At 70.1% G+C, this 21,864-nt stretch carries 19 protein-coding genes, 2 pseudogenes and 1 riboswitch; of the genes and pseudogenes, 9 read left to right on the forward strand and 12 right to left on the reverse strand.

Annotated elements, in window-relative coordinates; all coding sequences use genetic code 11:
• Positions 1-99: 99 nt before the first annotated feature.
• Positions 100-468 (reverse strand): hypothetical protein, encoded by a 369-nt coding sequence (locus MNOD_RS10265; protein ID WP_043748458.1) that lies wholly within the window; start codon positions 466-468, stop codon positions 100-102.
• A 52-nt stretch (positions 469-520) separates the two neighbouring features.
• Here MNOD_RS10265 and MNOD_RS10270 point away from each other — a divergent pair, with 52 nt between their 5' ends.
• Positions 521-1,378, forward strand: coding sequence for an IS5-like element ISMno12 family transposase (locus tag MNOD_RS10270; protein WP_015927380.1), 858 nt, complete (start codon positions 521-523; stop codon positions 1,376-1,378).
• On the opposite strand, the gene MNOD_RS10275 is transcribed toward MNOD_RS10270, so the two are convergent.
• Positions 1,309-2,394: an MFS transporter gene (locus MNOD_RS10275; RefSeq protein WP_244424698.1), complete on the reverse strand. Its 1,086-nt coding sequence runs from the start codon at positions 2,392-2,394 to the stop codon at positions 1,309-1,311. The two genes, MNOD_RS10270 and MNOD_RS10275, sit on opposite strands and share 70 nt — an antisense overlap.
• A gap of 87 nt (positions 2,395-2,481) precedes the next feature.
• Positions 2,482-3,846 (reverse strand): annotated as a pseudogene (locus tag MNOD_RS10280) (MFS transporter); the annotation flags it as partial.
• Positions 3,847-4,318: 472 nt separating this feature from the next.
• On the opposite strand from MNOD_RS10280, the gene MNOD_RS10285 reads away from it, so the two are divergent.
• Entirely contained in the window at positions 4,319-5,200 is an 882-nt protein-coding gene (locus tag MNOD_RS10285; RefSeq protein WP_015928802.1) for a helix-turn-helix domain-containing protein, read from the forward strand.
• Between the two features lie 78 nt (positions 5,201-5,278).
• Here MNOD_RS10285 and MNOD_RS10290 read toward each other — a convergent pair whose 3' ends face one another.
• Entirely contained in the window at positions 5,279-5,704 is a 426-nt protein-coding gene (locus tag MNOD_RS10290; protein WP_015928803.1) for a PAS domain-containing protein, read from the reverse strand.
• Positions 5,705-5,753: 49 nt separating this feature from the next.
• The gene (gene hmpA, locus MNOD_RS10295; protein ID WP_015928804.1) at positions 5,754-6,998 is read right to left on the reverse strand and encodes an NO-inducible flavohemoprotein; all 1,245 of its coding nucleotides are present in this window, start codon (positions 6,996-6,998) and stop codon (positions 5,754-5,756) included.
• A gap of 96 nt (positions 6,999-7,094) precedes the next feature.
• On the opposite strand from hmpA, the gene MNOD_RS10300 reads away from it, so the two are divergent.
• The gene (locus tag MNOD_RS10300; RefSeq protein ID WP_015928805.1) at positions 7,095-7,556 is read left to right on the forward strand and encodes an Rrf2 family transcriptional regulator; all 462 of its coding nucleotides are present in this window, start codon (positions 7,095-7,097) and stop codon (positions 7,554-7,556) included.
• A gap of 231 nt (positions 7,557-7,787) precedes the next feature.
• Positions 7,788-8,769 (forward strand): annotated as a pseudogene (locus MNOD_RS10305) (IS110-like element ISMno29 family transposase).
• A 274-nt stretch (positions 8,770-9,043) separates the two neighbouring features.
• On the opposite strand, the gene MNOD_RS10310 reads toward MNOD_RS10305, so the two are convergent.
• The 5 genes from MNOD_RS10310 to MNOD_RS10330 all read right to left on the reverse strand — a co-directional run bounded on the left by MNOD_RS10310 (position 9,044) and on the right by MNOD_RS10330 (position 16,634).
• Entirely contained in the window at positions 9,044-9,409 is a 366-nt protein-coding gene (locus MNOD_RS10310; RefSeq protein ID WP_244424699.1) for a hypothetical protein, read from the reverse strand.
• Between the two features lie 71 nt (positions 9,410-9,480).
• A complete protein-coding gene (locus MNOD_RS10315; protein WP_015928807.1) occupies positions 9,481-12,726 on the reverse strand; it encodes an efflux RND transporter permease subunit in 3,246 nt (1,081 codons plus the stop codon).
• Positions 12,727-12,737: 11 nt separating this feature from the next.
• Positions 12,738-14,111, reverse strand: a complete 1,374-nt coding sequence (locus tag MNOD_RS10320) for an efflux RND transporter periplasmic adaptor subunit (protein ID WP_015928808.1) — start codon at positions 14,109-14,111, stop codon at positions 12,738-12,740.
• Positions 14,112-14,266: 155 nt separating this feature from the next.
• Positions 14,267-14,644 carry a hypothetical protein gene (locus tag MNOD_RS10325; RefSeq protein WP_015928809.1) on the reverse strand — a complete coding sequence of 126 codons (378 nt, stop codon included), beginning with the start codon at positions 14,642-14,644 and terminating at the stop codon, positions 14,267-14,269.
• Between the two features lie 538 nt (positions 14,645-15,182).
• The gene (locus tag MNOD_RS10330; RefSeq protein WP_043750819.1) at positions 15,183-16,634 is read right to left on the reverse strand and encodes a cobyric acid synthase; all 1,452 of its coding nucleotides are present in this window, start codon (positions 16,632-16,634) and stop codon (positions 15,183-15,185) included.
• A gap of 292 nt (positions 16,635-16,926) precedes the next feature.
• Between MNOD_RS10330 and MNOD_RS10335 the strand changes: the two genes are divergently transcribed.
• Positions 16,927-17,781, forward strand: coding sequence for an outer membrane protein (locus tag MNOD_RS10335; protein ID WP_015928811.1), 855 nt, complete (start codon positions 16,927-16,929; stop codon positions 17,779-17,781).
• Positions 17,782-17,941: 160 nt separating this feature from the next.
• Here MNOD_RS10335 and cobO read toward each other — a convergent pair whose 3' ends face one another.
• Both cobO and cobU read right to left on the reverse strand, forming a co-directional pair.
• On the reverse strand, positions 17,942-18,550 hold the full coding sequence (cobO, locus tag MNOD_RS10340) for a cob(I)yrinic acid a,c-diamide adenosyltransferase (RefSeq protein WP_015928812.1): 609 nt from the start codon (positions 18,548-18,550) through the stop codon (positions 17,942-17,944).
• Positions 18,551-18,552: 2 nt separating this feature from the next.
• Positions 18,553-19,086 (reverse strand): bifunctional adenosylcobinamide kinase/adenosylcobinamide-phosphate guanylyltransferase, encoded by a 534-nt coding sequence (cobU, locus tag MNOD_RS10345; protein ID WP_015928813.1) that lies wholly within the window; start codon positions 19,084-19,086, stop codon positions 18,553-18,555.
• 79 nt (positions 19,087-19,165) lie between these two features.
• Positions 19,166-19,364, forward strand: a riboswitch (cobalamin riboswitch).
• A 31-nt stretch (positions 19,365-19,395) separates the two neighbouring features.
• Between cobU and MNOD_RS10350 the strand changes: the two genes are divergently transcribed.
• The 4 genes from MNOD_RS10350 to cobW all read left to right on the forward strand — a co-directional run bounded on the left by MNOD_RS10350 (position 19,396) and on the right by cobW (position 21,785).
• Entirely contained in the window at positions 19,396-19,572 is a 177-nt protein-coding gene (locus tag MNOD_RS10350) for a CbtB domain-containing protein (protein ID WP_015928814.1), read from the forward strand.
• Positions 19,573-19,654: 82 nt separating this feature from the next.
• Positions 19,655-20,386, forward strand: coding sequence for a CbtA family protein (locus MNOD_RS10355; protein ID WP_015928815.1), 732 nt, complete (start codon positions 19,655-19,657; stop codon positions 20,384-20,386).
• A gap of 11 nt (positions 20,387-20,397) precedes the next feature.
• Positions 20,398-20,754: a DUF1636 family protein gene (locus tag MNOD_RS10360; RefSeq protein WP_015928816.1), complete on the forward strand. Its 357-nt coding sequence runs from the start codon at positions 20,398-20,400 to the stop codon at positions 20,752-20,754.
• The gene (gene cobW, locus MNOD_RS10365; protein ID WP_015928817.1) at positions 20,751-21,785 is read left to right on the forward strand and encodes a cobalamin biosynthesis protein CobW; all 1,035 of its coding nucleotides are present in this window, start codon (positions 20,751-20,753) and stop codon (positions 21,783-21,785) included. The genes MNOD_RS10360 and cobW overlap by 4 nt, the downstream gene beginning before the upstream one ends.
• Positions 21,786-21,864: the final 79 nt, after the last annotated feature.

The raw sequence follows: 21,864 nt of genomic DNA on the forward strand, positions 1-21,864 counted from the left end.
CTGGATCAACCGTGCCGTTGATGCGCGTCATGGCCGGGGCGGGGGATGGTCCATCCCCCGGGGGCCGGAGGTGCGCCGGGCGCACCTCCGGGATGCGGATCAGCAGGGGGTGGCGGCACCGCTGCGGGCGTACATCCACCAGTTCATGGCGACGTTGAGCGCGAAGAAGGCCGCCAGCCCGTAGAAGATGACGTTCGGGCCGCCGAAGGCGCCGAAGGCCCAGCCGAACAGCATGCCGAAGGCGAAGGGCCCGTAGGCGGCGACCGCGCCGGTGAAGCCGATGACGCCCCCGGCCTGCCGGGGTGGGAAGATCATCGGCATCTGCTTGAACGTGGAGGCGTTGCCGATGCCCGCGAAGGCGAACAGGCCGAGCATCGCGCCGACGAAGTACGGGAAGGTCTCCATGGAGGTGGGCGCGGTGAAGAAAGGCACGGTGAGCGCGCAGGCGGTCATGCCGATGCCCGCCACCTGAGAGTCCGTTGGGAAAGGGTGGCCAAGAGAAAATGCGGGATGATAGAGCATGTCTGCTCGTCTCGAATGGATGAATGGCCCCTCCTTGGTCTGGACCGCTGCAAATCGGCCGCGCTATGATCGTCGCAGCCAGAGATACCCGAGTGATATGACGAACGACGAGTGGCTCACCCTGGAGCCACTGCTTCCTGTCGCGGAGGGGATCGGGCGGCCCCGGACCTATCCTATTCGGGACATCATGAACGGCATCCGCTACGTGCAGCGGTACGGCATTCCCTGGGATGCCATGCCAAAGGATCTGCCGCCCGCCAGTCTCTGCTACGATTACTGGCGGTTGCTCACCGATGGCGGCCACATGGACCGGATCAACCATCATCTCGTGATGAGGGATCGTGAGAAGTCCGGGAAAGAAGCCAGTCCAACGCTGGCGATTGTGGATGCCCAGGCGGTGAAGTGTGACGCCCCGCAAGGCGAGCGCGGGTACGATGCGGCGAAACAAGTGCTGGGGCGCAAGCGGCATCTGGCGGTCGACAGCGACGGACGCCTGCTTGCGGTGATGATCACTCCGGCCAACGTTCAGGATCAAGAGGGCGGGATCCCGCTCGTCAAGCGCTTGGTTCGTCTCTGTCCCTGGATCAAGACAATCGTGGTGGACGGTGGGTACAAGGCCCGTTTCATTGAGGCGGTTCAGGCTGGCACGAGCCGTGTCGTGGAAGTGGTCGTACGGCCGCAATTTGGGAAGGGCTTTGTGCTTCTGCCGAAACGATGGCGGATTGAGCAAAGCATCGGCGCTCTCACGGTGTCGCGCCGTCTCAAGCTGGATTACGATACGCTGCTTCACATCTCGGCGGCGGCTATGCTTTTCGCCTCTATAACTCGGCTTCTCGCGTCAATCACTATGAAATGACCCTTTCCCAACGGACTCTGAGTGACCTTGGCGCCGCCGAGCTTGTCCGAGAGCGGGCCCGCGACGACGCGCAGGAGCGAGCCGATGAACGGTCCGAGGAAGGCATAGGCCAGGGGGTCGGGCGCGCCGGGCAGCGGTCCGTAGCACTGCTTGATCAGCAGCGGGAAGGTGCCGGCCAGCCCCGAGAACGCGCCGAAGGTCATGATGTAGAGCGAGGTCATCGCCCAGGTGTGGCGCGAGCCGAAGATGTCCATCTGCTCGCGGACATTCGCCTTGACCGGGACGCTGCGCAGCGCGAGCCAGGCAGCCAGGCTGAACAGGACGATGAAGGGGATGTAGACGGCCGCGGCGTTGTGCAGCCAGACCTGACGGACCAGCGCGCCCTTGGTCATGGTCTGCGACTCGCCCATCAGCGTGCCGCCCACCAGCGCAAAGCCGATCACCCAGGGCGTGAGGAACTGGACGACCGAGACCCCGAAATTGCCGATGCCGGCCTGGATCGCCAGGGCCGTGCCCTGCAGCCGCTTGGGGAAGAACAGGCTCGTCGAGGGCATGAAGGACGAGAAGTTCCCGCCGCCCAGCCCGGCCAGGAAGGCCAGGACGAGGAGCACCCAGTAGGGCGTGGCCGGGTCCTGGACCGCGTAGAACCAGCCGATGGCCGGGACGAGCAGCGACAGGCTGGCGAAGGTCACCACGTGCCGGGTGCCGAACATCGGCGTCAGGAACATGTGGGCGAGGCGGAGCGTGCCGCCCGCAAGGCCCGGCATGGCCGCGAGCCAGAACAGCTGGCCGGTGGTGAGCCTGAATCCCACCGCAGGCAGGGCGACCACCAGGGCCGAGACCATGAACCAGACGATGAATGCCATGGTCAGGTTGAGCGTCGTCGCCGCCAGGGTCCGCCAGGCAAGGCGGCTGCCTTGCTTGGCCCAGAACGCGGCGTTCTCGGGCTCCCAGTAGGCGAGCCAGGTGCCGCCCGCGGGGCGGCCGGCCGTCAAGGTTTGCGTGCCAGCAGTCATGGCTGTTGCCTTTCAACACGGGGGCGAGGGCCGGCCGGGTGCGGGTCGCGATCGGCCGGGAGGGGTCGGTCACTCGGCCGGGACGCCGGTCAGGGGCGAGGCGGGAACGGGAGGGCGCCCGCGCAGCGCTCGGAGACGCTCGACCTCCGCGCGCAGGGCCTCGAGTTCGGGGAGGTCCTTCGGCTGCCGCAATTCGGGATGCGCGCGCTTCTCCATGGCGCGGACGGCGGCGTGCATCCATGCGGTGCTGCCCGCGACCACCACGAACAGGAGCATGAAGCAGGAGGTCCAGACGCCCACGAGGTCGTTCATGAACCCGAAGGCGATGGGCAGGACGAAACCGCCGAGACCGCCGATCAGGCCGACCACGCCGCCGACCGCGCCGACCCGGTCCGGGTAGTAGACGGGGATGTGCTTGAACACGGCCGCCTTGCCGAGGCTCATGAAGAAGCCGAGGCCGAAGGTCAGGGCCGTGAACGCCACCGGGCCGAGCGCGAGGTCGAAGCTGATCGGGCCCCGGATGCCGCTGACCACGTAGTGGGTGGCTGGGTAGGACAGCAGGAAGGTGCAGGCGCAGGAGCCGAGGAAGGTCCAGTACATGACCTTCCGGGCGCCGTAGCGGTCGGACAGGCTGCCGCCGAGGACGCGGAAGAGCGAGCCCGGGATCGAGTAGGCGGCGGCCAGCCAGCCGGCGGTGACGATGTCGAGCCCGTAGACGCCCGTGTAGTAGCGGGGCAGCCAGAGCGCGAGCGCCACGAAGCCGCCGAACACGAAGAAGTAGTAGAGCGAGAAGCGCCAGACCTGCAGGTTGGCGAGCGGCGCCAGCATGGCCGAGAGCGGCTCGGGCTTCAGGCCGACGCGGCGGCGGGCGGCGAGGTCCGGGTCGTCCTTGGTGCCGAGGTAGAAGACGAGCGCCATGACGACGAGGCCGAGCGCCCAGATCTGCGCCACTGCCTTCCAGCCGAGGGCGACCATGACGAGGGGCGCCAGGAACTTCGTGACCGCCGCGCCGATATTGCCCGCGCCGAAGATGCCGAGCGCGGTGCCCTGCTTCTCCTTCGGGAACCACTTGGAGACGTAGGCGACCCCGACCGAGAAGACGCCGCCAGCCAGGCCGACGCCGAGGGCGGCGAGCAGGAAGGTCGGGTAGTCGTAGGCATAGGTGAGGAGATAGGTGGCGAGCGCGGCGAGCAGCATCACCGCCACGGTGACGACGCGCCCGCCATACTGGTCGGCCCAGATGCCGAGGATGAGACGGATGAGCGAACCCGTCAGGATCGGCGTCCCGACGAGCAGCCCGAACTGGGCGTCGCTCAGGCCGAGGTCCTTCTTTATCTGCACCCCGATGATCGAGAAGATCGTCCAGGCTGCGAAGCAGATCGTGAACGCGAGCGTCGAAAGCCAAAGGGCGCGGCCCTGGTCGCGGCTCGCGGGGGTGGCTGTTTCGTGCATGGCAAGGCCTCTCGGGCGGTTCTCCCGCCCGGACCGGCAGCTTGCCGAGCCTGCACTTGCCGTAATTGATGCAGATCAAGGCCGATCTTGAGTGGAGTCAACCACAGGACAGCCGCATGCAAATCCTGTGATCATCCTCAGTGAAATCCCGGAGTTGCTCGCCGATGCTCAAACCGCCCGGTTGCCCCGAACGATGATGCCGGGCGTTCGGGCAACCGGGCTCCGAGCGCTCGGCCTCCGCCATCCAGGCCGAGAGCAGGCTCCAGGGATCCTCGACGGTTAGGAGATCGCAGGCCGGCGCGGGGGCGTCGGGCTGCTGCGGGAGGCGGTCGTCGCCGGGCGCGCGCGAGACGGGGACTTGCCCGGCAACCGGCCTTGATCCAGCTCAACGACAGGCGCACCGTCGATCAACATCCTGTCTTCCTTATCCAGAGGCCGAATCGGCCTCCGATCGCGGGGACCTGGACCAGACATGCACGCGGACCCGTCGCAGGAGGAACTTCCGCTGTTCCGGGGGCTCTCGGCCGCTTGCCGGACTATCCTGCTCCGGCACTCCGTCGAGCATCGCGTGGGACCCGGCACGGTGCTGTTCGACCAGGGTGAGGTGCCGAACTTCCAGTTCGTCCTGCTGTCCGGAACCGTCCACCTGTTCGGCCGGTCCAACGAGGGGCGGGAGGTCCTGATCGAGGTCGTCCGCGCGCCCGACCTCCTCATCCCGGCAGCCGTGATGTCCGCGTCGCCCTACCTGATGCAGGCGCGCGTGCCGGAGGCCTCGCGCTTCCTCCTGATCCAGGCCGAGACCTTCCGTGATGCCGTCGCTACGGATGCCGCCCTCGCGCAGGCCGTGATCGGGACGTTGTCGCGCCAGTTCCGCCGGATGGTCCGGCAGACCAAGAACCTGAAGCTCAGGTCGTCGGTGCAGCGCGTGGGGTGCTATCTGCTCACCCTGTCGGAGCGACAGGGGACGCCGGGGCGCGTCCTCCTCCCCTACGAGAAGAACGTGATCGCATCGGAGCTCGGGATGACCAGGGAGTCGTTCTCCCGCGCGCTCGCGAGCCTGGAAGGGGCCGCGATCAGGGTCGACGGCCAGACCATCGGGATCCTGGATCGAGACCGGCTCGCCGAAATGGCGATGCCCGATCCGCTCATCGACCTCGACCTCGCCGAGGATGCGGCAGAGCGGATGGAGGACCGCCCGAGCCGTCCCGCGGGGCCGCCGGAGCCCGAAGCAGGGCCGCGCCGGGCCGGAAGGACGACGAGGCCGCCGGCAGCGAGGCGCCCCGACCCGGTCATCCTCCCGCAGGCCGGGACCCGGCAGCGCGATGGTCGCAGGCATCGCCGCGCGCCCGACTGATGCGCTTGCGCGAGTGTCCTCTGACGGAAGGGGACCACGGCAACGCGGGCTGCCCCCCGGCGCGACGGGCACCGGCCCTCAGCGGGAGAGCTGTGCGACCTGAGCCCGGAGCGCCTTGATCTCGGCGAAGCGCACCGTGGCATCGCGCATCACCGCGACGATCCCGGTCATCCGGCCGTCCTCATCCTTGAGTGGCACGATGGTGAATTCCACGGAGAGCTGACGCCCATCCTTGTGGAGGGCTGGAACCGACAGGAGCGCTCCCTCGCCGTAGCGGCTCTCCCCGGTCGCCATCGTGCGCCGGTAGCCCTCCCAATGGCGGGCTCTCAGGCGTTCGGGCGTGATGATGTCGAGCGATTGCCCGACCGCCTCCGCTGCCGAGAAGCCGAAGATGCGCTCCGCACCCGGGTTCCAGAGGCGGATGATGCCGTCGCTGTCGGAGGCGACCACGGCGTCCGCCGAGGCGGCCAGGATGGCGTCGGCGACGAGACGGGACAGGTTCATGCGGTCTCCGGGGTTGGCGCCGTCCCGGGGCGGGACGGCGCGTCTGGCGTCAGGCAGCGAGCTGCTCGCCCTCGTCCTGCAGCTCGTCCGCGGGCCCGAAGAACTCGAACCGCACGCGCTCGTCCGACACGCCCTTGCGCCGCAGCCCGTTGACGAGGGAGGCCAGGAACGGCTTCGGGCCGCACAGATAGTAGGTCGCGTCCGCGTGAGGCGTGTTCGCGACGAGCCAGTCCGCCGTGATGAGACCTTCCTCGTGGTAGTGCTCGCCCTGCCGGTCCTGCGCGTCCGGCTCGGCGTAGAAGATCTGCGATCGCAGGTTGGGATTGCCCGCAGCCAGAGCGGAGACGTTGCCGCGCATCGCGTGCACCCGCCCGTTCAGGGCGCCGTGAACGTACCAGATCGGGCGTTCGGGCGCCTTCGCCGTGATGGTCTCCAGCATGCTCATCACGGGCGTGAGCCCAACGCCGCCGCTCACCAGCACGACCGGCGTATCCGTCGTCCGGTCGAGGAAGAAGTCGCCGGCCGGGGGCGCCGCCTTCAGGACCGTGCCAGGCACCGCATGGTCGTGCAGCCAGTTCGAGACGATGCCGGCCGGCACGCCCGGGCTGGTCTCCCGCTTGACGGTGATGCGGTAGGCCCGGTCGTTCGGCGCGCAGGAGATCGAGTAGTTGCGCTTCAGCACCCCGTGCCCGGGGAGATCGAACAGGAAGCCCAGATACTGGCCCGGCTCGTGGCGCAGGACGGGGCCGCCATCGGCCGGCACGAGGACGAAGGACGTGATCACCGCGCTCTCGGGCGTGACGCTCTCGACGACGAAGTCGCGCCAGCCGTTCCAGCCGCCGGGCTTGGCCGCCAGCTCACGGTAGATCGCCGCTTCCCGCCCGATCAGCAGCTCGGCCAGGAACCAGTAGGCCTCGCCCCAGGCGGCGCAGATCTCGGGCGTCGCCGCCTCGCCGAGCACGTCCCCGATCGCCCCGAGCAGCGCATCGGCCACGAAAGGGTAGTGCTCCGGCAGGATGTTCAGGGCCACGTGCTTCTGCGCGATGCGCTCCACCGCCCCCCCGAGCACGCCGAGATTGTCGATGTTGCGCGCATAGGCCAGCACGGCCTGGGCGAGCGCCTTGGGCTGCGAGCCGGTCTCGCCATGATGCGACTGGTTGAAGAGGTCCCGGATGTCCGCGTTCTGGAAGAGGCGCTCGTACATGCGCAGGGTGATGTCGAGCCCGTGTGCCTCGAGCGCCGGGACGGTGGCCTTCACGAGGGCGATGGTGCTGGGGCTGAGCGGAGCGGGCATGGGTACCTCTTAAAGGTGTTTCGACGGCGGACCGTCTAATCTGGCCTTCCAAAAGGTGCAATCGGCATATATCTTAAGGGATGCTACGGAGTTGACATGCGGCTCACCTGCTTCACGGACTACGCCCTGCGCACGCTGATCTATCTGGGCACCGCCGAGCCGCGGCAGAGTTCCATCGCCGAGGTCGCCCGGGCCTACGGCATCTCGGAGAACCACCTCGTGAAGGTCGTGCACCAGCTCGGGCGGCTGGGGCTGGTCCGCACGACGCGGGGGAGGGGCGGCGGCCTGCGGCTGGGCAAGGCTGCGGCGGAAATCCGCATCGGGGAGGTCGTGCGCGCGACGGAGGAGGATCTCGCGCTCGTCCAGTGCTTCGCGGGCGGGTCCTGCGCCATCACGCCCGCCTGCCGCCTGAGGAATGTGCTGGGCGAGGCGCTTGCCGCCTTCTTCGCCGTGCTCGACCGTTACACGCTGGCCGACCTGCTGGAGCCGCATGCGGGCCGGGATCTCGCGGGCCTGCTCGGCCTCGAGCCGCCGCAGCCGGTCGACGCCTCGGCCTGATGCCGGGCACGCCCCGTTGCCCTTCTGGATACTCCGCCCCTTCGCGCTCCCTCTTGCATGTTTGACGGGCCGACCAGCGCACCAAGCTGTGAGGTGCGTCGCGGCCGGTGGCCACCGGCCGCGACGCGGGCGGCCGGGATCGATCTCCCTCTAGGATTGGCACCGTGGGAAAGCAGGATCCGGCCGCCCTCTGGCTCTTGTCCTGAACAGATGCTGGGGAGCAAGTCCCGTATGCAAGGCAAGGAAGTGTCCAAACAAGAGACCGCGGGCAAGTCTAGCGTGGGGATCGACGTCAGCAAGAGCTGGCTCGACGTCCACGTCCTCCCCTCCGGCCAAGCCCAGCGGTTCGCCAATACCGAGGTCGGCATCCGGCAGCTCAAGCGCTGGCTTGGGCGCTTTGCTCTGGGGCTGGTCGTGGTCGAGGCCACCGGCAAGTGGCACCGCCAGACCCGCCGCAGCCTGCATGCCTCGGGCCTGCCGGTCGCCGTCGTCGATCCGTTTCGGGTGCGCATGTTCGCCAAGGCGCAAGGCATCTGGGCCAAGACCGATCGGCTCGATGCCCGCGTGCTGGCGCAGTTTGCCGCGGTGATGGCCCCCCCGCAGCGCCCGCCGGCCTCGGACGCGCTCGAAGCGCTCCAGGAACTGGTCGCGGCCCGCGACAGCGCCGTGGCCGAACAAACCGCCCTCAAGAACCAGCTGGCCGCGGCCGCAAGCCCGTTCCTGATCCGCCAGTTCCAGGGACCGTCTGGCCAGGATCGCCGCGGACATCGAGGCCCTTGCCGGCGAGATCCGCCGGCTCATCGCGGCCGATCCCGGACTGGCCCGGCGGCATGCCATCCTGGTCTCGATCCCCTCGATCGGGGACACGATCGCGGCCACCCTGGTGGCCAGCCTGGCCGAGCTGGGCACCTGCAGCAGCCGGCAGATCGGCCTGCTGGCGGGCCTGGCGCCGGTCGCCGACGATTCCGGCGCGCGCCAGGGCGTGCGGGTCATCTGGGGCGGCCGCCCGCCCGTGCGCCGCGTCCTCTACCTCGCGGCGCTCTCGGCCGCCCGCCACAACGCCGGCCTGAAAGCCTTCCACGAACGCCTGATCGCCAACGGCAAGAAGCCAAAGTGCGCCATCATCGCCGTGGCCCGCAAGCTCGCCGTGCTGGCCAACAGCCTCATCGCTCAGGACCGCCTCTGGACGCCAAATCAGCCCCAACAGGCTTGACGCCAAACACAGATGCTTTCCCGGACGTCTGCAGCGCCAGCGGAAGGAGATCCGGGAACCAGCACGAGGACTCGCCGCAAAGCGGCTCCGGTTGCCTCCAGCGTGGCTGACGAGCGGTCGCTGCGCGACGTCTTGTGCTGGATCCCGGGTCGCATTCCGCTGGCGCCGCATGCGCCCGGGACAGGGAGAGCGGGCGATGGCCGGGCGAGAGGAAGCCGGGTGAGGCGACAGTCTCATCCGACATCCGGTCGATGGCTTTGCCATCGGGGCCGCATCAGGGGATCTCGTCGAGGAGGTCGTGGTGGTCCGGGTTGTCGGGCAGGCAGACGCGGCCGGTGCAGACGATCGTCACACGGTCGGGATCCGGACCGAGGCAGGTCACGTCGTAGATCGCCCGCGCTCCGTCGCGCAGGACCTGTGTGGTCGCGCGCGGGATGCAGCCCGCCTGTTGCAGGGCACGCTTCAGGAGATGATGGTCGGCCTGCGCGGGCGCCGTGGCGAGAAGGGCTGCGAGCGCGAGAAGCAGGCGCCGCCGCATGGCCGCCCTGCGGTTCATCGGATGCCCTGCGCCCGAAGCGCGGGGCGTCTGGAGGCGGCGGATCCGCTGCCGGACGAGAAGGGTCGGGACGGCGACGAGCATGATGATCAACCCGGGACAAGCATGGATCTGAGAGGGGCTCTGCCGGAGCGCCTCGGCGCTCCGGCAGAGCCCTATTCGGCCGCCTGCCGCAAGGGCGCGTCGGCCGGGCGCCCCGAGGCATCCGCCTCGGAGACATGGGGCGCGGCCTGCGCCGTGCCGAATCGGGCGTAGAGCGCCGGCAACACGACCAGGGTCAGCAGCGTCGCGCTGATCAGCCCGCCGATGACGACGGTGGCGAGCGGCCGCTGCACCTCGGCACCGGTATCGGTCGCAAGCGCCATCGGCACGAAGCCGAGCGAGGCGACGAGCGTCGTCATCGCCACCGGCCGCAGGCGGGTGAGGGCGCCCTCGATGATGGCCGCGCGCTTCTCCATCCCGCCCTGCATCAGGTGCTTGATGAAGGTCAGCATCACGAGGCCGTTCAGCACCGCGACGCCCGAAAGGGCGATGAACCCGACCGCGGCCGGCACCGAGAACGGCATGGCGCGCAGCCAGAGCGCGGCGATCCCGCCGGTCAGCGCGAGCGGCACAGCGCTGAACACCAGGAGGGCATCCCGCGGCGAGCCCAGCGCCGAATAGAGCAGCAGGAAGATCAGCACGAAGCAGCCCGGCACCACCACCATCAGGCGCTGGCGGGCCGCCGCCAGGTTCTCGAACTGGCCGCCCCAGGTCACCCAGGCGCCGGGCGGCAGCCTGACCTCGGCCTCGACCTTGCCGCGCGCCTCGGCCACGACCGAGGCGATGTCGCGCCCGCGCACATTGGCGGTGACGACGATCCGGCGCTTGCCGTTCTCGCGCGAGATCTGGTTCGGCCCTTCCGAGATGTGGAACGAGGCGACCTGCCGCTGCGGCACTGAGACCGCCTTGCCGGAGCCGGGCAGCGGCACCGGCAGGGCCTTGAGCGCGTCGAGGTCGTCGCGCACCCGGTCGGGCAGGCGGACCACGATGGCGAAGCGGCGGTCGCCCTCGAACACCATTCCGGCCTCGCGCCCGCCGATGGCCGCCCCGATCACGTCCTGCACGGCGGCGTGGCTCAGGCCGAGCCGGGCGATCTCGGCCTTGTCGACCCTGATCTCCAGCACCGGCAGGCCCGAGACCTGCTCGACCTTGACGTCCTGCGCCCCTTCCGTGCCGCGCAGGATTCCGGCGATGCGGTTGGCCGCCGGCAGCAGCCCGGAAAAATCCTCGCCGAACACCTTCACGGCGAGGTCGCCGCGGGTGCCGGCCAGGAGCTCGTTGAAGCGCATCTGGATCGGCTGGGTGAACTCGTAGCTGTGGCCCGGCAGCTTGTTCACGGCGGCCTGGATTTGCTCGATCAGCTCTTCCTTGGGCAGATTCGGGTCGGGCCACTCCGCCTGGGGTTTGAGCATGATGAAGGTGTCCGAGACGTTCGGCGGCATCGGGTCCGAGGCGACCTCCGCCGTGCCGGTCTTGCTGAACACCAGGGCGACCTGCGGGAAGGCAGTGACCACCTTCTCGACGGCGAGCTGCATCTCCTGCGACTGGCCGAGCGCGGTCGAGGGGATGCGCATCGCGTGCATGGCGATGTTCTTCTCGTCGAGCTGCGGGATGAACTCCTGACCGAGCCGCAGGAACAGGAGCCCGCTCGCCAGGACCAGCAGCACCGCCAGGCCTGTCACCGCCAGGGGAAAGCGCAACGCCGCGGCGAGGACCGGCCGGTAGACCGCCTTCAGGCCGCGGATGACGGGGTTCTCCGTCTCCCGCACCCGCCCGGTGATGACGATGGCGATGAGCGCCGGCACGAAGGTGAGCGAGAGGATGAAGGCGCAGACGAGCGCGATGATGACGGTGAGCGCCATCGGCGCGAACATCTTCCCCTCGACACCCGAGAAGGTCAGGAGCGGCACGTAGACGAGCAGGATGATGGCCTGCCCGTAGACGGAGGGCTTGATCATCTCCTCGGCGGAGACCTGCACCGTCGCGAGCCGCTCCTCGCGGGTGAGCACCCGTCCCAGGGCGTGCTGCCGCTCGGCGAGGTGACGCAGCGAGTTCTCGGCGATGATGACGGCGCCGTCGACGATCAGGCCGAAATCGAGGGCGCCGAGCGACATCAGGTTGGCGCTGATCCGGCCCTGCACCATGCCGGTCATGGTCATCAGCATGGCGACTGGGATGACCAGCGCCGTGATGACGGCCGCCCGGATGTTGCCGAGGAGCAGGAACAGCACCGCGATGACGAGGCCCGCCCCCTCCAGCAGGTTCTTGGCCACGGTGCGGATGGTGGCGTCGACCAGCACGGTGCGGTTGAGGACGGTGCGGACCTCGATCTGAGGCGGCAGGGCGCGGGCGATCTCCTTGAGGCGGGCCTCGACCGCCGCCGCGACGGTGCGGCTGTTGCCGCCGATCAGCATGAGCGCGGTGCCGACCACCGCCTCCTCGCCGTTCGCGCTCGCCGAGCCGGTCCGCAGCTCGCGCCCGATGCGCACCTCGGCGACGTCCGCGACCCGGACCGGCACGCCGCCGCGGGTCGCCACCACGATGCGGCCGATCTCCTCCATGCTCTCGATGCGCCCGGCCGAGCGCACGACATAGCCTTCGCCGTTGCGCTCCAGATAGCCCGCGCCACGATTCTGGTTGTTCTGCTCGATGGCCTCGGCGAGGTCCCGGAACGAGAGCCCGAAGCCGATCAGCTTCGCCGGGTCGGGCTGGACATGGTACTGCTTCTCGAAGCCGCCGATGACGTCGACGCCGGCAACTCCGGCCACCGTCCGCAGCTGCGGGCCGATGATCCAGTCCTGCACCGTGCGTAAGTAGGCGGCCTGCTCGAAGCCCGGTCTCAGGCGCTGGCCCTCCGGCGTGAGATAGCTCCCGTCCGACTGGAAGCCCGGCTCCCCGTCCCTGACCGCTGCCGGCCGGGCGAAGCGCAATGTCCACATGGTGATCTCGCCGAGACCCGTCGAGATCGGGCCCATGCGCAGCTCGGCCCCGGCCGGGAGGTCGGCCTTGACCTGCCCGAGGCGCTCGTTGACCTGCTGGCGCGCGAAATAGATGTCGGTTGCCTCGCTGAACACGGCGGTGACCTGCGAGAAGCCGTTGCGCGACAGCGAGCGCGTGTAGTCGAGGCCCGGGATGCCGGCGAGCGCGGTCTCGACCGGGTAGGTGACCTGCTTCTCGACGTCGAAGGGCGAGAGCTGCGGCACCACGGTGTTCACCTGCACCTGATTGTTGGTGATGTCGGGAACCGCGTCGATGGGCAGGCGCGTCAGGGACGAGAGGCCGAGCGCCGCGGCGAGCAGCGACAGCAGCAGGACGAGCCAGCGCTGCTGCACCGAGAAGGCGAGGATGCGTGCGATCATGGCGGCGCCTCTCAGTGCACGTGCTCGGCTTCGGCCTTGCCGAGCTCGGCCTTGAGGATGAAGGAGTTCACGGTGGCGACGGCCTCGCCGGCATCGAGCCCGAACACGACCTCGACCGCCTCCGCGTCGCCCTTGCCGAGCACGACCTCGCGCTTCTCGAAGCCGCTCCCGGTGCGCACGAAGACGACCTGCTCGCCCCCGATGCTCTGCAGGGCGCTGCGCGGCAGGCGCAGCGCGACCGGCTGCTCCGCGACCGCGACCCGCACCGTGGCGTAGGAGCCGGGCCGCCAGGCGAGGTCGGGGTTGTCGATCGCTGCAACGACCTTCGCCGAGCGGGTCTCCTGGTTCAGCATCGGGCTGACGAAGACGATCCTGCCCGAGGCGGGCGCTCCGTCCGGACCCTCCGCGAGGGTGATGGACTGGCCCTCCCTGACGGCGGGGAGATCGCCGGTCGGCACCGCGAGTTCGACCCAGACCCGCGACAGGTCGGCGATGGTGTAGATCTCTTTTTCCTGGCCCTCGCCGTTCACGGGTGAGCCGGCATCGACCCGCCGCTCGATCACCCGGCCCGAGATCGGCGCCCGCAAGGCATAGCGCTGCAGCCCGAGGATCGGCATGCGGCGCAGGCCGGCCATGTGCTCATCCTCGCCCGCTGCGGGCCTGGCGGCCGGCTTGATGGCGAGTGCGGTCACCTCGTCGTCCGGGACGCCGAGTGCCGAGAGTTTTTGGCGGGCGAGATCGACCTTGAGCTGCGCCTCGACCAGGGCGGTGCGGGCGCGCAGGAATTGCTGCTCCGCCGAGACGCGCTTGTCCCAGAGCTCGTGATCGCGCGCGAACAGCGTCTCCTGCAGCTCCAGGCCGACCACGGCGGCGATGAAATCGTTCTTGGCGTCGGCGACCTCGCGGCTGTCGAGCACCGCCAGAACCTCGCCCTTCGCGACAGAGTCGCCGATGCGCTTGCGGAGTTCGGCTACGGTGCCGACCACCTTGGCGGCGACGCGCGCGACCCGGTCGGCATCGGGCACGACCGTGCCGGGCACGCTGAGGGTGCGCGTCAGGACGCCCTTGCCGACCGGGGCCACTTCGATCTTCGCGGCGGCGATCTGCTCGGGCGTGAGCGGGATGGCCCCCTCGGGCCCTTCCTTCCCGCCTTCGCCGGACCCGCCGTGATCGTGGCCCGCGTGGCCTTGGCCAGCATGGCCATGACCACTATGGCCCTGGTCGCCATGGCCATGACCGTCGCCGTTATCCGGCCCGGACGGCATGGGGGCGGACAAGCCGGTCGCCGCGACGAGTGATCGGACACCTCTCGACACGTCGGGCACGAGAGCGCCCACGGCGACGCCCGCCGCCAGCGCGGCAGGAGCCAACAGGAAACGGAACATCGTGAAATCCCCAAAAAATCCCCATGCGACCGTTCGCGGACGGTCGGGGTCACCACCCCCTGCAGGGGGCCTCGACAGCCAGGATGGAGGATGCGGCCCTTGCGCGAAGGCAGCCTCCTCTAGGCAGGCCGGTGCTCGGCCGGCCCGATGGCGCGTCAGGCGCGGGGTGGCTTGTGGGGCGGGGCGGTGGTGCGGGCGTAAGCCCTGTCGTCGGTCCGGGCGTAGGCGATGCTGCCTGCCTGCGGCCTGCCGGCGAGGGGGCACATCCCGGGCGCTACGGCCTGAAGATGGCAGGCGCAGTGGACGCAATGGGCGAGGAGGCCGGGATTCGGCGCGTCAGGGCTCGCGCCTTCGACCACGAGGGCCGGGTGGATGGCCGCGTGGCTTGGCGCCTCGCGAGCCGAGGGTTCCGGGGCGGGGAGGGCGAGCAGCAGGACGAGGACGAGCGCGACGGCCCGCATGACCGCGCGCCACCAGGGGCCCGCATCGCGGCGGGCGCTCTCAGGCAGCGGGCTGGTCACGGCGAGGGTCACGGGTGCTCCGATCCTAGCGGCCGGATTCGAGGCTGTGGCGGCCCTTCCCGGCCTCGCCGGCCGGGGGCTTGAGCGACATGGGTCGCCTGCAGCTTTCCGTCGACGGGGAAGCCCAACTTAGCCGAAAGCCGGCTGTCGCCGGAAGGCCTCAAGTTCGACGGTCTTCTGCTCGTTGCCGCCGGCACGACGAGCCTCAAAGGCGGCCCTGCGGCCCCACAGATGCCTCGATCGAAACTGACGTGGGTGGAAGCGGCTCCGCTCCTCATGCTGAGGTGCAGGCGATCGCAGATCGCACTGGCGATCGAAGATCGCGCAGGCTGCCTCGAAGCACCCCTGAACGTTCATCCAAGATCCGGGTGGCTGGGAACATCGGTCAGCCGTGCTTCGAGGCTCGCTTCGCTCACGCCTCAGCATGAGGAGCGGAGCCGCTTCCACGCACCTCAGGGTCGATTGAAGGCCGGTGGGGCTGCCATAGGGGGCGTTCATTCAGCCGGTGTCATCCGTCCCTCGCCGTCCCACGACCGATTCGCATGCCCTGTCACCCCGCCGCGAGGGCGAGGAGCGCATCGCAGGCGACGTGCCGTTCGAGATGCTCGGCCAAGCGGTCGAGAACCGCGTCGATCCCGGCCTCGTACGCCTCTCCCGCGGAGGACGTGCCGAGCCGCTCGAGCCAGAGGGCGCGCTGGCGGTCATCCGCGAAGAGACCGTGGACGTAGGTGCCGCAGACCCGGCCATCCGCCGATACCGCCCCGTCCGGGCGACCATCCGCGAAGCGCAGGAGCGGGCGCGCGGCGTCGGGCCCCCGCGTCTCGCCGAGATGCATCTCGTAGCCGCAGAAGGGGGTTTCGTCGGGCAGGCTCGCGCCGGTCACGGCGGCGAGGCGCTTGTCCGGCGTCATCACGGTCACGACGTCGAGGAGACCGAGCCCGTCCACGGCCCGCACCTCGCCCTCGATCCCGTGCGGATCCTCGATCCGCCGGCCGAGCATCTGGTAGCCGCCGCAGAGGCCGAGCACCCGGCCGCCCCGCCGGACATGCGCCGCGAGGTCGATGTCCCATCCTTCAGCCCGGAAGGCGATGAGGTCCGCGATCGTGGTCTTGGAGCCCGGCAGGAGGACGAGGTCGGCCTCCGCCGGCAGCGGGCGCCCGGGCTCCACCAGGACGACGCTCACCCCCGGCTCCGCCCGCAACGGATCGAGGTCGTCGAAATTGGCGATGCGGGGGAGCACCGGCACCGCGATCACCCGGGCCCCCGGGCGCGCCGACGGGCGCACCGAGCCCTTCAGCCCGAGCACGTCCTCGGCGGGAAGCCGCGCGGCCTCGGGGAAATGCGGGATCAGCCCGAGGGCGGCCCAGCCGGTGCGGGCCGCGATCAGTGCCATGCCATCGGCGAACAGGCTCGGATCGCCCCGGAAGCGATTGACCAGGAAGCCGCGGATCATCGCGGCATCGTCCGGATCGAGCACCGCCTTCGTGCCGACGAGGCTCGCGATCACGCCGCCGCGGTCGATGTCGCCGAGGAGCACCACGGGCGTCCCGCTCGCGCGGGCAAAGCCCATATTGGCGATGTCGCCGGCCCGCAGATTGACCTCGGAGGCCGAGCCCGCCCCCTCGACGAGGACGAGGTCGGCCTCCGCCCGCAGGTGGTCGAAGCTGTCGAGCACGGCCGAGAGCAGGCGCGGCTTCCAGGCCTGGTATTCCCGCGCCTTCGCGGTGCCGACCCGGCGGCCCTGGACCACCACCTGCGACCCGGTCTCGCTCTGCGGCTTGAGCAGAACGGGATTCATGTGGACGGAGGGCGCCACGCAAGCGGCCCGGGCCTGAAGGGCCTGCGCCCGCCCGATCTCGCCCCCCTCCGCCGTCACCGCGGCGTTGTTCGACATGTTCTGCGGCTTGAAGGGTCGCACTCGCAGGCCCCGCCGCGCGAAGGCTCGCGAAAGGCCGGCCACGATCAGGGATTTGCCGACATCCGAGCCGGTGCCTTGGATCATCAGGGTTCGGGCGGTCATCGGCAGTTTTTTTCGCGGATCCGCGTCCCTCGCCGGGCAGGCGCTTGCGCGCAGGCGGGCCCCGCCCATGGGACCCCGGGGCGGCTCGGCTTTCCCTATGTCGTATGTCCGGACGGAGAAATGGTGTCCACTTCTCCTGGACATCCTCCAGCAGACCCGCCCTCCGCCACGAAGCGCGCCACTTGCCCGGGAGTGTGGCCCGCCGGCCATAGGTGACGGCCACGCTTCGCGCTAATGTCGCACTTATCCGTGCAATCAACCCGGACGTGCGCCGATGTTCAAGACTGTTCTCCTGACCGGCGCCGCCACGGCGCTCCTCGCCGGCGCGGCTAGCGCGGCCGATCTGCCCCGCCGCGAGCCGCCGCCGCCGGTCTTCACGCCGGTCCCGGTCTTCACCTGGACGGGCTTCTATGCGGGCCTCCATACCGACTACGTCTTCACCGATCGCACGCGCATCACCACGGTCGGCAACACGGCGGTCAATGCGGCCGCCGTCGCGGGCCTCGTCCGGGCGCCGAGGATCTTCACCGAGGTCGACGGCTTCGCCAATATCGGCGGCGGCTTCGGCTACAACTACCAGTTCACGCCGGGCAGCGGCGTCGTCGTCGGCGTCCAGGCCGACTGGGCCTGGACCGACCTGGAGAAGAACCGGGGCTATCTGAGCCCGACGGTTCCGGTCTTCGGGAGCGCCTACCGGCAGGGCCTTGGCTGGCTCGGCACGCTGGTCGGGCGCGCCGGCTATGCTTTCGACCGCTTCTTCGTCTACGGCCTCGGTGGTCTTGCGTATGGCGACGTGACGACCGGCGCCACCTTCTTCAACCCCGGCGGCGTGGTCGCCTATACGGGCCAGATCACCGACTTCAGGACCGGCTTCGCCTATGGCGGCGGCATCGAGTACGCGATCCCCGACGACAGCTTCCTCGCGAGGCTCAACGTCCTGAGCCTCATCGGCGTCCAGTCGGCCGCCGTGACGATCAAGGCCGAGTACCTCCACTACGACCTCGGCAGCCGCAACGTGCTGATCAACAACACCGGCCTCGCCGGTTCGCCCGGCTCCTTCACGTCGCGCTTCCGCACCGAGGGCAACCTGGTGCGGGCCGGGTTCAACTACAAGTTCAGCGGACTTTGATACCAACGGCCCGGGCTGCTGACGCAGCAGATGCTGACGCAGCGGGCCGTTGAGCCATCTCGAATTGTCGACACCAAGCCTGCGGCTTGGCGAAAATTCGAGAACGGAACCACCGGTCACAAGAAAATGACCGGTGGTATGAGCCGTCACCGGGAGGGGATCAGAACTCGATCCCCTCCTGCGCCTTCACCCCCGCGGCGAAGTGGTGCTTGACCTGGCCCATCTCGGTTACGAGATCGGCGGCCGCGACGAGATCGGGCTTGGCATTGCGGCCCGTGACGACCACGTGGAGGTCGGGCCGCCGCTCGCGCAGCACCGCCACCACCTCGTCGAGGGGCAGGTACTCGTAGCGAAGCGCGATGTTGAGCTCGTCGAGGATGAGCAGGCGGATGCTGCCGTCCTGCATCAGTCGCTGGGCCTGGGCCCAGGCGGCCTCGGCGGCCGCCACGTCCCGCGCCCGGTCCTGGGTCTCCCAGGTGAAGCCCTCGCCCATCGTGTGCCACGCCACCTGATCGCCGAACCGGTCGAGGGCGAGGCGCTCGCCGGTCTCCCAGGCGCCCTTGATGAACTGCACCACGCCGACGCGCCAGCCGCGGCCGAGCGCCCGCAGCATCAGCCCGAAGGCCGCCGTGGACTTCCCCTTGCCCGGCCCGGTATGGACGATGAGCAGGCCCTTCTCGATGGTCTTGCCCGCCACCTCCGCGTCCTGAACCGCCTTGCGCTTGATCATCTTGGCGCGGTGTCGGGCGGCCTCGTCGTCGCTGTCCATCCTCATTCTCCCTTAACCACGAGCGGCAGGCCCGCCACCACCAGGACGACCCGGTCGGCGATGGCGGCGAGCCGTTGATGCAGGCGCCCGGCCTCGTCGCGGAAGCGCCGGGCGAGCGCGTTGTCTGGCACGATGCCGAAGCCGACCTCGTTCGAGACCAGGACCAGAGGCCCGGGATGGCGCGTGCAGGCCGCGACGAGAGCCCCGGTCTTGGCGGCGAGATCGGCCTCGTCCAGCAGGGCGTTGCTGAGCCACAGGGTCAGGCAGTCGACGAGGACAGGCCGTCCGGGCGGTGTCGCACCGAGCACCCCGACGAGGTCGCGCGGGGCGTCGCGCGTCTCCCAGCCGGCGGGCCGGCGGGCCCGGTGATCGGCGATGCGGGCCCGCATCTCATCGTCGTAGCCTTGCGCGGTCGCGACGTAGATCCAGGGCGCCGGCTCCGCCTGGACAAGGCTTTCCGCATAGGCGCTCTTGCCCGAGCGGGCGCCACCGAGAACCAGGGTCAGCCGCGGCCCCCTCGTCGCCTCACCCGCCACAAAAAGCCCCTCCTCCATAAATCCAAGCCGTGCTCCCCTTCGGCCGCCCTCGCGCGGATTGCAAGCCCGGGCCCGACCCGCTACGGTCTCCCGCGACGGTGCCTCGGCAACGAGGTGAAAAGGGAACGCGGGACGGGGCTGATCCCCGAAAGCCGCGGCTGCCCCCGCAACTGTGAGCGGCGCGGGCCCGCCATCGGCCACTGGAGCGATCCGGGAAGGCGGCGGGCACCTCTCGCAATGCCGCGAGCCAGGAGACCTGCCGTCACCCGCTTCCTCTCGACGCCGCCGGCGGGGCGGCAGGAGTTCGTCATGGTCGCTGTCACTCGTACCCTTTCTCCCGTGCTCGCCGGCGAACGGCTGAATGCGGTGCTCGTCGCCGCCATCCTCGGGCTCGGCCTGCTCTTCATGTCGGGCTTCTCGCCGGCGGCCGCGCTGCACAATGCCGCGCACGACTGGCGCCACGCGCATAACTTCCCCTGCCACTGAGCGACCGCTCGCTCACATCGGTGCTCGCCCCGCCCGGTGCTTCGGCGCCGCGCGGGCGTTCGCCCATGCGGGATTTGCCGCCATGACGATCCGACTGCTCTCCGCGGCCCTCGTCGCGGGATTCCTGGCCGCCTGCGTGGCGTCCGGGCTGCAATTCGCCCTGACCTCGCCGCTGATCCTGGAAGCGGAGAAGTACGAGACCCATGCGAGCCTGGAGCCCGTGCAGGCCTCGTCGCTGATCGTGCTCGCCCATGCGGGGTCGGAGCACGGGGCCGGCCACGGGGCCGGCGCGGAGACCGAGGAGTGGCAGCCGGCGCCCGGTCTGCCGCGGCTCGCCTTCACGGCGCTCGCCACGCTGGTGAGCGGGGTCGGCTATGCGCTGCTCCTCGGGGCGGTGCTGCTGGCGACGGGCCGCCCGGTGACGCGCGGGGAGGCCCTGCGCTTCGCCATCGGCGGCTTCCTCGCCGCGAGCCTCGCGCCGGCAATCGGCCTGCCGCCGGAACTGCCCGGGATGGGCGGGGAGGCGCTGGCGCTCCGGCAGACCTGGTGGATCGCCACCGCGCTGGCCACGGCGGCGGGCCTCTATCTCGTCGCGATCCGGGGCGGCGCACTGGCGGTGGCGACCGGGCTCGCGCTGATCGTGGCCCCGCATGTCTGGGGGGCGCCGCACGTGGCCGAGAGCAGCGCGCTGCCGGCCGCAGTCGCGGCGCAGTTCGCGGCCCGCTCGATCGCTGTCGCCTTCGCCTTCTGGGCGGTGCTGGGCCTCGCCTTCGGCTGGGCCTGGGATGCGGTCGCCCGCAAGCCTGCGGCGTGAGGACCGGGCGCATGGCCGTCACCCTCTATGTCTGCACCACCTGTCGGGCGGAATCCGATCCGCCCGACGGGCCACGGGCCGGCGCCCGCCTGCACGCTACGCTTGCCGAAACCCTGGCCGGGGAGGGCGTGCGGGTCGAGCCGGTGGAGTGCCTGTCGGTCTGCAAGCGGCCCTGCACGGTGGCGGTCTCCTCGCCTGGCCGCTGGACCTACGTCTATGGCGACCTCGACCCGGCGAGCGCCCCCGCCATCCTGCGCGACGGGCTGTCGCGCTACACTGCCGCGCCGGATGGTCTCGTGCCCTGGCGCGAGCGGCCGGAAGCCTTTCGCAAGGGCGTCATCGCCCGCATCCCCCCGTTTTCCGCATGAATCTGCTTCAGAAGATTCCCTGTACGATCGTCACCGGCTTCCTCGGGGCGGGCAAGACCACGCTGGTGCGCCACGTGGTGGAGCACAATGACGGGCGGCGCCTCGCGATCATCGTCAACGAGTTCGGGGATGTCGGCTTCGACGGCTCCCTGCTCGCCTCCTGCGGCGTGCCGGGCTGCGACGAGGATGCGGTGGTGGAACTGCCGAACGGCTGCATCTGCTGCACGGTGGCGGACGACTTCGTGCCGGCCCTGAACCGGCTCCTCGACCGGCCGGAACCCCCGGAGCACATCCTGATCGAGACCTCGGGCCTCGCCCTGCCGAAGCCCCTGGTCCAGGCCTTCAACTGGCCGGCGATCCGCTCGCGGGTGACGGTGGACGGCGTGGTCGCGGTGGTGGACGGGCCGGCGGTGGCGTCAGGCGCCTTCGCGGAGGATCCGGAGGCGCTGGCCGCGCAGCGCGCCGCCGACCGATCCGTCGATCACGACAACCCGCTGGAGGAGGTGTTCGAGGACCAGCTCCTCTGCGCCGACCTCGTCGTGGTGAACAAGGGCGACCTTCTCGACCCGGAGAGCCGGGCGCGGGTGCGGGCGGAGATCGAGGCGCAGTTGCCGCGGGCGGTGAAGCTCGTCGAGACGGCGCATGGCGCGATCGACCCGCGGGTGCTGCTCGGCCTCGAGGCCGAAGCGGAGAGCGATCTCGCCTCCCGGCCCTCGCATCACGAGACCGAGGAGGACCACGACCATGACGATTTCGAGAGCGTGGCGATCCCGGTCGGGGCGGCGGGCTCGCCGGACGACCTCGCGGCCCGGGTGGCCCGGGCCGCGGAGGTGCCGGGCGTGCTGCGCATCAAGGGCTTCTGCGCCGTGGCCGGGAAACCGATGCGGCTGGTGATGCAGGGGGTTGGCCGGCGCATCGCGCATCACTACGACCGGCCCTGGCATGCGGGCGAGCCGCGCGACGGGCGGCTGATGGTGATCGGCCTGTCGGGCTTCGACCGGGATGCGGTCACGGCAGCCCTGCAGGGCTAGGATCACGGGTGTCCGGAGGGCGGGAGCCCTCTGGCGGGGTCCCGGGGCGGCGCCCCGGGCCTTGGGACAGGGTGGCGCC

Source organism: Methylobacterium nodulans ORS 2060 (assembly GCF_000022085.1).
Lineage (GTDB): Bacteria > Pseudomonadota > Alphaproteobacteria > Rhizobiales > Beijerinckiaceae > Methylobacterium > Methylobacterium nodulans.

Bases quoted from the DNA above. Each gene is read 5' to 3' on its own strand.
- MNOD_RS10270 (WP_015927380.1), top strand. From the start codon at position 521: ATGTCTGCTCGTCTCGAATGGATGAATGGCCCCTCCTTGGTCTGGACC.
- MNOD_RS10275 (WP_244424698.1), bottom strand. From the start codon at position 2,394: ATGACTGCTGGCACGCAAACCTTGACGGCCGGCCGCCCCGCGGGCGGC.
- MNOD_RS10285 (WP_015928802.1), top strand. From the start codon at position 4,319: ATGCACGCGGACCCGTCGCAGGAGGAACTTCCGCTGTTCCGGGGGCTC.
- MNOD_RS10290 (WP_015928803.1), bottom strand. From the start codon at position 5,704: ATGAACCTGTCCCGTCTCGTCGCCGACGCCATCCTGGCCGCCTCGGCG.
- hmpA (WP_015928804.1), bottom strand. From the start codon at position 6,998: ATGCCCGCTCCGCTCAGCCCCAGCACCATCGCCCTCGTGAAGGCCACC.
- MNOD_RS10300 (WP_015928805.1), top strand. From the start codon at position 7,095: ATGCGGCTCACCTGCTTCACGGACTACGCCCTGCGCACGCTGATCTAT.
- MNOD_RS10310 (WP_244424699.1), bottom strand. From the start codon at position 9,409: ATGCTCGTCGCCGTCCCGACCCTTCTCGTCCGGCAGCGGATCCGCCGC.
- MNOD_RS10315 (WP_015928807.1), bottom strand. From the start codon at position 12,726: ATGATCGCACGCATCCTCGCCTTCTCGGTGCAGCAGCGCTGGCTCGTC.
- MNOD_RS10320 (WP_015928808.1), bottom strand. From the start codon at position 14,111: ATGTTCCGTTTCCTGTTGGCTCCTGCCGCGCTGGCGGCGGGCGTCGCC.
- MNOD_RS10330 (WP_043750819.1), bottom strand. From the start codon at position 16,634: ATGATCCAAGGCACCGGCTCGGATGTCGGCAAATCCCTGATCGTGGCC.
- MNOD_RS10335 (WP_015928811.1), top strand. From the start codon at position 16,927: ATGTTCAAGACTGTTCTCCTGACCGGCGCCGCCACGGCGCTCCTCGCC.
- cobO (WP_015928812.1), bottom strand. From the start codon at position 18,550: ATGGACAGCGACGACGAGGCCGCCCGACACCGCGCCAAGATGATCAAG.
- MNOD_RS10350 (WP_015928814.1), top strand. From the start codon at position 19,396: ATGGTCGCTGTCACTCGTACCCTTTCTCCCGTGCTCGCCGGCGAACGG.
- MNOD_RS10355 (WP_015928815.1), top strand. From the start codon at position 19,655: ATGACGATCCGACTGCTCTCCGCGGCCCTCGTCGCGGGATTCCTGGCC.
- MNOD_RS10360 (WP_015928816.1), top strand. From the start codon at position 20,398: ATGGCCGTCACCCTCTATGTCTGCACCACCTGTCGGGCGGAATCCGAT.
- cobW (WP_015928817.1), top strand. From the start codon at position 20,751: ATGAATCTGCTTCAGAAGATTCCCTGTACGATCGTCACCGGCTTCCTC.